Here is a 13,037-nt window from a genome sequence, read left to right as displayed (position 1 = left end):
TCGCATCCATTGTCATGCCAGATTTGAAACATGCAGGAGGACGTGATGTCCGAATCCGGATGCGCGGGCTGCAAGCAAAGCGCGCCACTCGATTTTCAATTTTCGATGGCATTTCAGCCGATCATCGACACGCAGATGGGTCGGGTCTGGGGATATGAGGCCCTGATCCGCGGACTGGCGGGCGAAGGCGCCTATTCCATTCTGAGCCGCGTCTCCGCGGAGCAGAAATACCGGTTCGACCAGGCCTGCCGCGTCAAAGCGATCGAGCTTGCCGCCCGGCTTTTCCCGTCTCCCGGTCTCCACCTGTCCATCAATTTCCTTCCCAACGCGGTCTACGAGCCGGCCGCGTGCCTCAGGGCAACGCTTTCGGCGGCGCGCAAGTATAATTTCCCGCTCGACGCGGTTATGTTCGAATTTACCGAGTCGGAAGAGATGACGGATGTTGGCCATCTTCAGACGATCATCGCCGAATATCGCCGCCAGGGATTTATCACTGCGCTCGACGACTTCGGCGCAGGCTATGCCGGCCTTGGACTTCTCGCCGATTTCCAGCCCGACCTCATCAAGATCGACATGAAGCTCGTCCGAGGTGTCGATAACTGCCCCGCCCGCCAGGCGATCCTGTCGGCGATCCTCTATGTTGCGAGGGAACTCGACATCACGGTGCTCGCCGAAGGTATCGAGACAGCCGCCGAATTCGCTGCCCTGAAGGCCGCCGGTGTCAATCTTTTCCAGGGTTACTTTATCGCCAAGCCGGCTTTCGAAACGCTGCCGCCGATCCAGATCGAGTTGGACACGTCGGCAGTCGCCCCGCTCGCTCAAGCCTGCGCCTGAGCGAGCCTCCTCCCAAAGAGGCTTAAACGGTCTCATTCCGCCAGCTCATACCCGTTCGATGATCGTCGCCGTTCCCATGCCGGCGCCGATGCAGAGCGTGACAAGCGCGGTCTGCTTGTCCTGGCGCTCCAGCTCGTCGAGCACGGTGCCGAGGATCATCGCCCCAGTCGCACCAAGCGGATGCCCCATCGCGATCGCGCCGCCATTGACGTTCAAGATGGCGGGATCGATGTCGAAGGCCTGGGCGTAGCGCAGAACGACGGCCGCGAAGGCCTCGTTCAGCTCGAAGAGGTCGATATCGCCGAGGGTCATGCCCGAGCGTGCAAGCAGTTTCTCGGTGACGTCCACCGGGCCAGTGAGCATCAGTGCCGGATCGGACCCGATATTGGAAAAGGCCCGGATCCTGGCGCGCGGCCGAACGCCGAGCATGTCCTTGGCTGCTTCCGAGCCGATGAGAACACCTGCCGCACCATCGACGATGCCCGACGAGTTGCCGGCGTGATGAACGTGATTGACGGCCTCGACCTCGGGATGAGCCTGGAGCGCGACCGCGTCATAGCCACCCATCTCGCCCGGCATGGCGAAGGACGCATTGAGGCTACCGAGCGACTGCATGTCCGTCGAAGGCCTCATGTGCTCGTCTCGATCGAGGATCGTCAGACCGTTCTGATCCTTGACCGGAATAACCGACTTGGCAAAGCGCCCATCGGCCCAGGCCTTTCCGGCCCGCTTCTGGCTCTCGACGGCAAAGGCGTCGCAATCGTCACGGGAGAAGCCGTACTTCGTCGCGATGAGATCGGCAGAGACACCCTGCGGCATAAAATAGGACGGGATGCCGACCGACGGGTCCATGAACCAGGAGCCACCGGACATCCCCATGCCGACGCGCGACATCGACTCGACGCCGCCGGCGATCACGAGATCGTCCGCACCTTGGGCAACCTTGGCCGCGGCCAGGTTCACCGCGTCGAGACCCGAGGCACAGAACCGCGAGATCTGCATGCCGGGCGCGGAGAACGAATAGCCGGCCTCGAAGGCCGATGCCTTCGGGATGACGGCACCAGCCTCGCCGACCGGATCGACGCAGCCGAAAATGATGTCGTCGACCTTGCCGGTGTCGACGCCGTTGCGATCGCGCAGCGCCTCGAGAACCCGAGCGCCCAGACGGACAGCAGGCACCTCGTGAAGAGCCCCGTCCTTCTTGCCGCGCCCGCGCGGTGTTCGAACGTGATCGAAGATATAGGCCTCACCCATGATAGAGCCTCCTCCAGCTCATCGGCGGCTCCGGCCAGAGGACGGATCCGCTGCAAATACGATATCCAAAGACAGGAAAACGGCCTCGCTAGGCGCGAAGCCGCTTTTCCCATGACGTATCTTCCATTGACGTAAACGTCAACCGTCCTGCGGACTTCCGCATGAAATTGGGGTCTCGAAACCTCTGCTAGCAGGATCGCTCCAATGACGGATTTCCGATCACCCCGGATCTGAATGGGTCAATCACCAATTTCGGCCAGCCGTTCCCGGGCGACCTTGATCGTCAGATCCATCGCAGCGATGGAATCCTCGATCTCGCGCTTCTGCTCCTGCAGAATGACCTGCTGTTCGTTGAACCGCTCCAGAGCCAGTTCGAGCTGTTTCCGCTTGCCATCCGGCTGGTGGTAGAGATCGATGAGCTGTCTGGCTTCCGTCAGCGAAAAGCCGAGAACCTTCGCAAGGAGCACGAGGCGCAAGCGCGCGCGATCCCTGCGGCTGTACAGACGGGTCGTACCGCGCCGTTCAGGGCTGAGCAGACCACGGTCCTCGTAGAAGCGAAGCGTCCGGAGCGTGACACCGAATTCCCGTGCAAGATCACCGATTCGATAAACATCACGCTCAGCGCCCTCATGCTCTTTTATTCCAAGCAGGAAATTGACGTCGGCGCCGGTCTCGTCTCCGAGCGGCTGTTGGGTCTTCTGTGCTAGTGACATTTTGATTTCCGTACGGTGTTTTTCCAGCCCACAGGCTAACTTAGTTCATCTATGACCTTCTTCCGCATATCGTTAGGAGACGTGGAAAAACAAGCCAGCAAATGGCTTCCTTACGTCAATTTAAGGCGCCGTTCCGGTCCTCCACAATCGCAGGACAAGCCTCGCACCGGCCCTGGATCGTAGCCTGGGACAAGGCGCGACAACATTTACGGGTCGTTAACCCTGTTGAGTGAAAGTCGGCCGGCAGTTCGAACGCGTTGATGCGGGCGTTTTTGCGCGACGTCAGCACAGACCGACCGGGATAGCGATATGGCTGAACTTATGAGTTACGATTCGGGTGGCCGGCAGCGCGGCAAGGGGCATGCGGCACTCGCAGACCTCAGCCGTACGTTGGAAGCACTCGAAGATCGGCTTGATCGCGTCACGAAATCCCGGAGCACCGGCGGCCCCTCCTCCAGACCACTGCAGATTCAAGACATTGTCGGGCGAACACAGAGGCGTCCGCCCCAAAGCCGCTCGACCGGACGGCGGCCTGAGCTTGCCGATGCCGTGTCGCAGATCGTCATGCGCCAGAAGCTGCTCGACGAACAGCCAGGCGGTCAATTCCGGCCCATGGCGCGGTCGTCGGACAAAGGCGCAAAGGCCGGCAGACCCAACGACAACGGCGGTGTCTACGGCGCCGACCCACGAGGCAGCAGGAACGGCACGACGCGCGGCGAGGGTTCGGTCAGCGATCTGAAGTCCGAACTCCAGCGCCTGCGCGCTGAACTCTCCCGTAATCTATCCTCGGATGTGTCCGAGCAGGTCGAAGACATGCGTGAAGCGCTCGCAGATCTGCAAAGCGCGATCGCCCAGAATGCGCGACCATCGATCGTGCGTGCCGAAATCTCACGCCTCCACCATCGACTCGATCAGATGGGGCGCAGTGGAATCGACGGCTCGATCGTCGACGACATGCGGGCGCAGCTCGACGACATCGACAATTTCCTCGCGCGGCGTCAGGGAGTTAAGGAGCAGCAGCGCTTCGTCGGGGCCCAAGGGAGACATCAGGATCATTCTCCCGAGGCCGACGAGCGAGCCGAGCTGAAGGCGGAGATCGAGCGCCTGCGCGCATCGCTCTCCTCGCTTGCCAGCGAAGATCATCTGAGAGCCGTCGAACAACGCTGGACCGATTTCGAAAAGCGTTTCGTCGAAGAGATCGGAAGCCGTGATCGGACCACCGAACTGACGGACCGGATGATGGCCGAAATGGCCAAGCTGCGCGATCAGATGCATGACTTTTCGTCGGAGCATTCGCGGCAGGCTGCGGAATCCGTTTTCGAAGGCGTCGAGGCGCGCTTCACCACCCGCCATGAAACCGAGGCGACGATTGCCAAGATCGGCGATCGCATCGCGCAACTGGAAGAGTCCCTCGTCGCGCTTCCGGGCACCCTCCCCTTCGACGGACTCGATCGCCGGATTGCAGATCTGTCCGACTTCGTCGAAACGCTTTCCAGACAGATGGTGTCCGACGATCGCGGCTCGGAGCGCTTCGCCAATATCGAGGACCGTCTCGAGGAAATCACCCAGGCGATCGCGACTCTAGCGACCAATCCTCCGTCCATCGACATCGCGCCGATCGAGCGGATCGAGGCGCGGATGCACGCTCTTGCAGAACGGGTCGACGATATCGCCTCCGACGGCAGCGTCTCGCTGCTGACCGAAAAGCTGGCGGAGCTGACCTCCCGATTCGACACGATGGGCGACAGCGAACAAAACGACGTCCTCGCCGGGCAGATCAGCCGCCTCAACGAGCGGCTCGACGATCTGAGCGAGCAGAACAGCCTGTCCCACAAGGACATGGCGGCGATCGAAAGCCGCCTTGCCTCGCTGGCCGAGCGCATCGAGACCCAACTGGCACAGCCCTATGAAGACGCTGAGACCATTGCCAATCTCGAGAGCCAGGTCGGTCGCCTCACCGAGTTTCTGAGCTCTGAAGATTTCAGCATTCCGGCCGATATGGAACGCCGGCTCGGCGAACTCGAACGCAAGGTGGAAGAGAATGCCGAGCAGATCTTCTTCGCTGCCAAGAGCGCGGCGGACGAAGCTGTACGCCAGATGCTCGCCCAGGGCGATTTCGCCCAGAGCGAACACGTCACACGCCTGACGGACGAACTCGTCCGCCTGCAGAGCCTTTCGAATGACAACAAGGTTCGCTCGACGGATTTCTACGAAGCCGTCAACGCGGCTCTGAGCCGCCTTGTCGATCGGATCGACGCGATCGAACGCGACTTCGATCATTCGAAGTCGGGCGAAAAGCAGACCGCTTCGAACGCGGCCGATACCGGTTACGCGGCACGTGCGACCTACGCGCCGCCGGTCACGAGCGCTGACGCGAGCGATCCGGCGCCTGAGAACGATGGGGATGGTCTCGCAGAAGCCAATGCGTCGGGAAGCCCGAGCGGTCTGAGAGCGCTTCTGTCGCGCAAATTCAAGAAGCGCGGCGAAGAGGATCATCGCCATGAAGCGGCCGGCACGCGCTGGAGCGATAACGACAGCGACGAGGGCGAGCGCCCGGAGCCGGCTGCGTCAGAGCCGCACGAACACCCGACGCTCGATGCGGCAGACGCTCTTGAAAGCCAGGAGGCAAACCGCCCCCTCGCCATCGGCTCCGGCGGACCCGACATCGCCGCACTTCTAGAGCGTGTGCGAAACCAAAAGGCTGAAGCCAAGTCAGCCACGACGGACGAAAACGCAAAGGCCGATTTCATCGCCGCCGCGCGTCGCGCCGCGATGGCAGCCGCCGAAGAAGCGGAAGGCTTGAACGACGATCCCGCCGAAGACAACCGTATGGGCGGCATGTCGAACGCGATCGCACGTCGCCGCAAGCCGATCATGCTCGCCGCCAGCGCCGTGCTTCTCGCCCTTTTGGCACTGCCGGTCGGCAAGGTCATAGCGGAGAAGACCAACCTCTTCTCTTCGGACGACGTTATTGCCGACGTTGCAGCACCGGAGGCGACGGGCGTTGCCAGGAACGACGCGCCCGCAGCGGCTCAAGAAACCGCCAAGAAGGCGCAAACCGCCAAGGCAGAAAGCGCCGCACCGGTCATCGGCATTTCGGACAAGCCGAAGCAGCAGATCGCGAACAGCCAGCCCGCCGAGCAGAAACCCCTGGCGGACGTCGCGCAGTCGACTTCGGCCGTCAGCCCCGCCTCTTTCAAGCCAAACGCCGAGATCGCTCAGGTCGGCCCTACAATCGCTGCGAGCAACGCGGCCGATTACGGCGATCAGGTCGCATCCCTCCCCGAAGGAATCGGCTCACAGCCGCTGCTCGACGCGGCAACGTCCGGCGATGCGAAAGCCCTTTTCGAACTCGGCCTTCGCCTCATGGAAGGTCGCGTCGTCAGTTCCAATCCGACCAAGGCGGCCGAGTGGTTCGAGCGGTCCGCTGAGCTCGATTTCGCCCCCGCGCAGTACAGCCTTGGAACGCTTTACGAGAAGGGCAACGGCGTCAAGCGAGATACCATCAAGGCACGTGACTGGTATCTGAAGGCTGCCGAAAACGGCAATGTCCGCGCCATGCACAATCTCGCCGTCCTCTTCGCAACCGGCGTCGACGGCAAATCGGAGCCGAAGCTGGCTGCCGATTGGTTCATCGAGGCCGCCAATCACGGCATGACCGACAGCCAGTACAATCTGGGGATCCTCTATGCACGCGGTGCCGGCGTCGATCCGGACCTCACCGAGTCCTACAAGTGGTTCTCGATCGTCGGCGAAAGCGGCGACAAGGACGCGCAGGAAAAGCGTGACGAAGTCGCGAAGTCACTTTCGCCGGAAGAGCTGACCGAGGCGAAAGCTGCGGTTGCCAACTTCAAGGTCAAGAACCGGTCCGAAATCGCCAACACCGTCGATATCCCGAAGGACTGGGCAGCGGCCGCTCCAAAGCCGACGAAGACCGCCTCGATCGACATGAATCGCGCGATCCGCAATATCCAGGCGATCCTCGGCAAGCTTGGCTATGACGCAGGGCCGCCGGACGGTCTCATCGGCGATCGCACGACCAGCGCCATCATGGATTTCCAGAAGGATGCCGGTCTTGCCGCAACCGGCGAAATCGACGAAGCGCTGATCAGGGCACTCCTCGATCGCAAGGACGGCTGACGTTCCAGAACGGGCGCGACGCCACAGTTTGGCGCGAAGACATTTGACAATGCCGAGGGCTTCGCGCGATGACGTGCGAAGCCCTTTGTTTTCCCGGCTGCGGCCTATGTGAGCCTGTATCGCCCGTGTTCCTTCACCTGCCGATCGCGGAAATTTCGGTCAACCTGTTCGTCATCGTCGGCATGGGCATGGCGGTTGGGTTCCTGTCGGGATTGTTCGGGGTCGGGGGCGGCTTCCTCATCACGCCGCTCCTGATCTTTTACAGTATTCCACCTGCCATTGCTGTCGCCACCGGCGCCAATCAGGTCGTCGCCTCCTCATTTTCCGGCGCTCTTGCCCACTACAAGCGAGGCACCGTCGACATCAAGCTGGGGACGATGCTGCTCTTGGGAGGGGCCATCGGGTCGATCGCGGGTGTCTGGCTGTTCGGGCTCCTGAGGTCTCTGGGCCAACTCGATCTCGCAGTATCGCTGCTCTACGTGGTCTTTCTCGGCAGCATTGGCGGGCTGATGCTCAATGAAAGCGTCCGTTCCATGCTGAAAAGCCGTCGCGGCGGGGCGGGTGCGACCGATTCGCGCCGCCCCGGCCAGCACAGCTGGATTCTCGGCCTTCCCCTCAAGATGCGCTTTCCGAGATCCCGGCTGTATATCTCGGTCATACCCGTCATCGGTCTGGGCTTCTTCATCGGCATTCTCGCCGCCATCATGGGTGTCGGCGGCGGCTTCGTGATGGTGCCGGCCATGATCTACCTGCTGCGCGTTCCGACAAATGTCGTCATCGGCACCTCCCTTTATCAGATCATGTTCACAGCCGCCGTGACGACCGTCCTGCAGGCAGCAACCAACCATACGATCGACATCGTGCTTGCCTTCCTCCTGATGATCGGCGGAGTGGTCGGCGCCCAGTTCGGCGCCGAGGCCGGCCGCAAGTTGCGCGGCGACCAGCTGCGCGCGCTGCTGGCTCTGCTCGTCCTTGCTGTTGGGGTGAGACTGGGCGTCGAGCTGGTCCTGACGCCCGACTCGCTTTATTCGCTCGCCACCCCGACGGGGAAGATGGAATGAAGCGGCGTCTCACAATCGTCAGAACCGCTTTCGCAGCTCTCGTTTTCTTCCTGACAGCCGGCATCTTCGTCGGCCAACCCCAGGCGCAGCAGGCCACGCAGGAGCCACCCGAAAGCTTCGAGATAGGCCTCTCTTCCTCGACGATTGGCATCACCTCGGAATTCAACGGCGAGGATCTCACGATTTTCGGCGCTGTCGACAATGCCGACGACCGCATTCGCCGGCAACAACGCTATGATATCGTCGTTGTGCTCTTCGGCCCGCGCGAGTCCATCGTGGTCCGCGAAAAGGGCCGTTTCTTCGGTATCTGGATCAATCGCGCCTCCGAAACCATCTCGTCAGCTCCGGCGACCTATTCCCTGGCATCGACCCGGCCCCTGCGGGACATTGCGCCGCTGGAGGTCCGCGAGCGTCTCAGTCTCGGCGTTTCCACTTTGCGCCTTGGTGGAGCTCCACCGAAACTCGGAGAGGAACGGCCGCAATATCAGCCCAAACAGCGGTTCGAGGAGGCGCTGCGCGAGATCAAGACGGAACGCGGACTTTACACCGAATCGATCGGCGGCGTGACGTTCCTGGGTCCGAGCCTCTTTCGCGCCGATCTTCGCCTCCCCGCGGATCTGACCGTTGGCCAGTATACCGCCCGCGCCTATCTGTTCCGCGAGGGCAAGGTCATTCGCCAGACCTCTCGAACGCTCAATGTCATAAAGGTAGGTTTTCAGGCTCGGATCGATGCTTTTTCGAGCAATCATGGCCTGATATTCGGTCTGTTCGCAGTTTTCGTCGCAATCGTCACGGGCTGGATCGGTCGCGTTATGTTCAAGCGCGACTGACCCGAAGCGATAATACACGGCAGATTTGTCCGCCAGGCCGTTTCGTTAATCCCACTCGCAGTTTTGAACGCGCGAGATTGGACCGCTTGGCGATTGTCACTATCTTGACCGGTACAGTCGTTATGGTGAAGTCCGACACAGTGCCGGAACTCCGAACAGAGGCTATACTCATGGCTCAGCGCAACGCGTCGACGCTGACAGCGGTCCGCGACGTCGACCCGATCTGGAACACCCTTCGCGACGAAGCGTCGGCGATGGCCAAGGCTGAGCCGACGCTGGCCGGCTTCGTCTATGCGACCATCCTGAACCAGAACTCTTTCGAGGCCGCGCTTGCCCACCGCATCGCGCAGCGGATGGATCATGGCGACGTTCCCGCCTACATGATCACCCAGGCGTTCGAGCAGATGTTCGACGACGACCGTGAGCTCTCGGAGATCATCAGGACGGACATACAGGCCGTGCTTGATCGCGACGCCGCCTGCGAGCGCTATATCGAGCCGCTGCTTTATTTCAAAGGCTTCCACGCCCTGCAGACCCATCGTCTGGCGAACTGGCTGTGGAAGCAGGACCGCCGCGACTTCGCGCTTTTCCTGCAATCGCGCTCGTCCTCGGTTTTCCAAGTCGACATCAACCCTTGCGCGCAGTTCGGACGCGGCATCTTCCTCGACCACTCGACGGGAATCGTCGTCGGAGAGACCGCGGTCGTCGCGGACGATGTCTCCATCCTTCAGGAAGTGACGCTTGGCGGGACCGGCAAGGGCGATGGCGATCGCCATCCGAAGGTCGGCAAGGGCGTCCTGATCGGCGCTGGCGCGAAGATCCTCGGCAATATCAAGATCGGCGATTGTTCGAAGATCGCGGCCGGATCGGTCGTTCTCAAGGATGTGCCGCAATATTCGACAGTCGCGGGTGTGCCTGCCCGTGTCGTTGTCGTGCGAAAGGGCTGCGAGCCGCCGGCCCGCGTCATGGACCAGGGCATAGAGCGTTGATACCCGCGCACTGATTTTCTGAAGCAGCCCGGCCGATCCGGGCTGCTTCATACTGTTTGACGTTGGTTTCGAAGAGCGTCTCGATCAGGCCGGCTTACCCCGAATGTCCGCAAGCTGTTTCGGCAGGGCATAGGCCCACTGGGTGATCGAACCCGCGCCAAGCAGGATGACCATGTCACCCTCTTCGGCGATCTGATCGACCAGCGTCGGCAATTCGTCCGGGCCGTCGATCAGCCGTGCGTCGCGATGTCCTCCAAGCTTGATCCGTTCGACCAGCATCTCGGAATTGGCGAACTCGATCGGCTCTTCACCCGCCGCATAGACCGGGGCGAGAACCACCGTATCGGCATCGTTGAAGCAGGAGGCGAAGTCGGGAAACAAAGCCTGCAACCGCGAATAACGATGGGGCTGGACGACCGCGATGACCCGGCCGTTTGCGGACGCGCGCGCCGCCGCGAGCACCGAGCGGATTTCCACCGGGTGGTGACCGTAATCGTCGTAGACCGATATGCCGTCGACGACACCGGTCAGCGTAAAGCGGCGCTTCACGCCCTCGAAGGCCGCGAGCCCCTTCTGGATATCTTCCGGCGTCAGACCAAGCCGGTCCGCAACCGCGATCGCCGCCGTCGCGTTCGATACATTGTGCTTGCCCGGCATCGGCAGGGTCAGTTCACCGAGATGGGTCTCCGTGCCCTTCACCCGGTCACGCACGGTGACGGAGAAGTGCGACTTGCCCGGCTCGAACGAGACATTTTCAAACCGCACGTCCGCCTGCGGGTTTTCCCCATAGGTGATGACGCGGCGATCCTCGATTTCCGACACCACGCTCTGCACCACCGGATGATCGATGCACATCACGGCAAAGCCGTAGAAAGGCACATTCTCGACGAAGGAGCGGAACGCCTCCTTCACCTTCTCGAAGGTGCCGTAATGATCGAGATGTTCCGGATCGATATTGGTGACGACAGCCACATCGGCTGGCAGCTTCAGGAATGTGCCGTCGGACTCGTCGGCCTCGACGACCATCCAGTCGCCGTCGCCCATGCGTGCGTTCGTACCATAGGCGTTGATGATGCCGCCATTGACCACCGTCGGATCGAGGCCGCCGGCATCGAGCAGCGTGGCGACCATGGAGGTCGTCGTCGTCTTGCCGTGGGTGCCGCCGATTGCGATCGCCTGGCGGAACCGCATCAGCTCGGCCAGCATCTCGGCGCGCCGGACGATCGGCAACAGACGCTCGCGCGCTGCCGCAAGTTCGGGATTGGTGCGCTTGATCGCCGTCGAAACCACGACGACCTCGGCATCGCCCAGGTTCTCCGCCCGGTGGCCGATCGAAACCGTCACGCCCTTCTCGCGCAAGCGCGTCACATTGGCGTTCTCGGCCTGATCGGAGCCCTGCACGGTATAACCGAGATTGACGAGCACCTCGGCGATACCACTCATTCCGATGCCGCCGATCCCGATGAAGTGGACCGGGCCGATATTGGGCGGCATTTTCATGAGGGCGTCTCCTGTTCGATCCTGGCCGGCGTGAGCCGGACCCCAAACGACTTATCTCTCTCGCACGGTTTTACAAACGGTACGCCGGCAAATCGCTGGGTGTAAATTGAGGCTGGTTCAAGCGTCTCGCGGCATAGACTCAACGAGATCGGCAAGCAAGCTGGCCGCGTTCGCAACGCCGGTTCGCTTGGCCGCCGCCGCCATGGCTGCGGCGCGATCGGGATTGTCTGCGAGATCGGTGACGATGCCCGCAAGCTTTTCGGGCGTCAGGTTTTCCTGGCGCACCACCAACGCGCCGTCCTCGGCTTCAAGCCGTGCCGCATTCGCCGCCTGATCGTGATCGAGCGCATAAGGGTAAGGGACGAGCACCGCCGGGCGGCCGATCACTGCGATCTCCGAGACGGTCGAAGCGCCCGACCGGCTGACGACAAGATGCGCATTGCCGAGCCGCGCCGCCATGTCGGTAAAGAACATCGACACCTCGGCATCGATCCCGGCAGACTGATAGAAGGCCTCGACCTCACCGGCGTCCTTCTCGCGGGCCTGCTGCGTGATCTTCAACCGCTTCTTCAACGCCTCCGGCAGTTGCTCGACCGCCTTGGGCAGAACCTCGGAGAAGAACTGCGCGCCCTGGCTTCCGCCGAAGACGACGAGGCGAAATGGTCCATCGGAACGGGACGGCTCGTAGGGCGTCTCGGCAGCCTTCAGTACCGGCTGACGCACGGGGTTGCCGGTCACGACAAGTTTCTGGGCGATCCGTTCATCGGCGTTTGACTGCGGAATACCGGCCGCAATCATGTCCACCCGGTTGGCGAGAAACTTGTTCGCGCGGCCCATGACGGCGTTCTGCTCGTGGATGATCGTCGGGCGCCCGGAGCGGGTAGCCGCCATCAGAGGCGGCACAGTCGGATAGCCACCGAAGCCGATCACCACGTCGGGACGAATGCGGCGCACCAGGGCACCGGCCTGCCGAAAGCCCTGCCAGAGGGTCCAGAGCGTCTTCGCCATCGAGACCGGGTTCCTCGAAGCGAACGTCGCCGAGCGGATGGTGTGAACCGCCTCGCCCGGAAAGGTCTGCGTGAAGCGTCCCGCCCGGTCGTCCGTGGCAAGATGGACGGTGTGCCCGCGCGCGATCAATTCGTGGGCGAGTGCTTCGGCGGGAAACAGATGGCCGCCGGTTCCCCCGGCGGAAAGAAGTATGGTGCTCATGCCACTCCCGCTATCGCGCGATCATGTCGGCTTTGCGATGAACGAAGCCGTTGGCAGGGCAAGATGCCGAAGGATGGTGAAGACGGGCTTACCGGCCGTCGCGGTCGCGCTCGCGCGCGGCTCGAGCATTTGCTTGCGCGGTGATTTTCTTGGCATCGTCGAACACCCACCACGCGATCAGCAGCGCGGCGATGGGCGTTATCGATCCGAACAAGACGATTTCCAGCGTGCTCATCAGTCAAGTTCCTTTAAGGACCGCTTCGCCACAAAATGTAAGGCCGGACTCGCCAGAAAGCAAAGGATCGAAATAATCGCCGCTCCGATCGTCGCCCCGTTTCCGCTGAGAAGGATGGAGGTCGGAATCGTCAGTCCGCCGACAACGAAGAGCCCGATTGCGATCCCGTTGAAATACGCAGCCTGAAGCTTGATCTGTTCGCGTTCGCCTTCCGTTTTGACCGCGGCGAGTGCCTCGCGCTCATCTTTCGGACTCTCGCCTTCGCCCATCGG

11 protein-coding genes are annotated in these 13,037 nt (G+C 61.9%); 5 read left to right on the top strand and 6 right to left on the bottom strand.

Annotated features, from left to right (window positions below):
• Window positions 1-45: 45 nt before the first annotated feature.
• The gene (locus ABDX79_RS00495; protein WP_346218303.1) at window positions 46-834 is read left to right on the top strand and encodes an EAL domain-containing protein; all 789 of its coding nucleotides are present in this window, start codon (window positions 46-48) and stop codon (window positions 832-834) included.
• A gap of 45 nt (window positions 835-879) precedes the next feature.
• On the opposite strand, the gene ABDX79_RS00490 is transcribed toward ABDX79_RS00495, so the two are convergent.
• Window positions 880-2,088 (bottom strand): acetyl-CoA C-acetyltransferase, encoded by a 1,209-nt coding sequence (locus tag ABDX79_RS00490; protein WP_346218302.1) that lies wholly within the window; start codon window positions 2,086-2,088, stop codon window positions 880-882.
• Between the two features lie 239 nt (window positions 2,089-2,327).
• The gene (locus tag ABDX79_RS00485; RefSeq protein WP_346218301.1) at window positions 2,328-2,801 is read right to left on the bottom strand and encodes a MerR family transcriptional regulator; all 474 of its coding nucleotides are present in this window, start codon (window positions 2,799-2,801) and stop codon (window positions 2,328-2,330) included.
• 309 nt (window positions 2,802-3,110) lie between these two features.
• Here ABDX79_RS00485 and ABDX79_RS00480 point away from each other — a divergent pair, with 309 nt between their 5' ends.
• The 4 genes from ABDX79_RS00480 (at window position 3,111) to cysE (ending at window position 9,821) form a co-directional block, all read left to right on the top strand.
• Complete coding sequence (locus ABDX79_RS00480) at window positions 3,111-6,941, top strand: peptidoglycan-binding protein (protein WP_346218300.1); 3,831 nt, start codon at window positions 3,111-3,113, stop codon at window positions 6,939-6,941.
• 125 nt (window positions 6,942-7,066) lie between these two features.
• On the top strand, window positions 7,067-8,002 hold the full coding sequence (locus ABDX79_RS00475; protein WP_346218299.1) for a sulfite exporter TauE/SafE family protein: 936 nt from the start codon (window positions 7,067-7,069) through the stop codon (window positions 8,000-8,002).
• Window positions 7,999-8,832, top strand: a complete 834-nt coding sequence (locus ABDX79_RS00470; RefSeq protein ID WP_346218298.1) for a TIGR02186 family protein — start codon at window positions 7,999-8,001, stop codon at window positions 8,830-8,832. Before ABDX79_RS00475 ends, ABDX79_RS00470 begins: the two co-directional genes overlap by 4 nt.
• A gap of 170 nt (window positions 8,833-9,002) precedes the next feature.
• Window positions 9,003-9,821 (top strand): serine O-acetyltransferase, encoded by an 819-nt coding sequence (cysE, locus tag ABDX79_RS00465; RefSeq protein WP_346218297.1) that lies wholly within the window; start codon window positions 9,003-9,005, stop codon window positions 9,819-9,821.
• An 84-nt stretch (window positions 9,822-9,905) separates the two neighbouring features.
• On the opposite strand, the gene murC is transcribed toward cysE, so the two are convergent.
• From murC to ABDX79_RS00445, 4 genes are all read right to left on the bottom strand, one after another.
• Window positions 9,906-11,321, bottom strand: a complete 1,416-nt coding sequence (gene murC / locus ABDX79_RS00460; RefSeq protein WP_346218296.1) for a UDP-N-acetylmuramate--L-alanine ligase — start codon at window positions 11,319-11,321, stop codon at window positions 9,906-9,908.
• A 117-nt stretch (window positions 11,322-11,438) separates the two neighbouring features.
• Window positions 11,439-12,530 (bottom strand): undecaprenyldiphospho-muramoylpentapeptide beta-N-acetylglucosaminyltransferase, encoded by a 1,092-nt coding sequence (gene murG, locus ABDX79_RS00455; protein ID WP_346218295.1) that lies wholly within the window; start codon window positions 12,528-12,530, stop codon window positions 11,439-11,441.
• Between the two features lie 88 nt (window positions 12,531-12,618).
• The gene (locus tag ABDX79_RS00450; protein WP_346218294.1) at window positions 12,619-12,765 is read right to left on the bottom strand and encodes a hypothetical protein; all 147 of its coding nucleotides are present in this window, start codon (window positions 12,763-12,765) and stop codon (window positions 12,619-12,621) included.
• On the bottom strand, window positions 12,765-13,034 hold the full coding sequence (locus tag ABDX79_RS00445) for an amino acid transporter (RefSeq protein ID WP_346218293.1): 270 nt from the start codon (window positions 13,032-13,034) through the stop codon (window positions 12,765-12,767). The genes ABDX79_RS00450 and ABDX79_RS00445 overlap by 1 nt, the downstream gene beginning before the upstream one ends.
• Window positions 13,035-13,037 lie beyond the last annotated feature (3 nt).

The organism is Fulvimarina fulva (assembly GCF_039652615.1).
Taxonomy (GTDB): Bacteria; Pseudomonadota; Alphaproteobacteria; order Rhizobiales; family Rhizobiaceae; genus Fulvimarina.
This window is presented reverse-complemented; position numbering and strand designations above follow the sequence as displayed.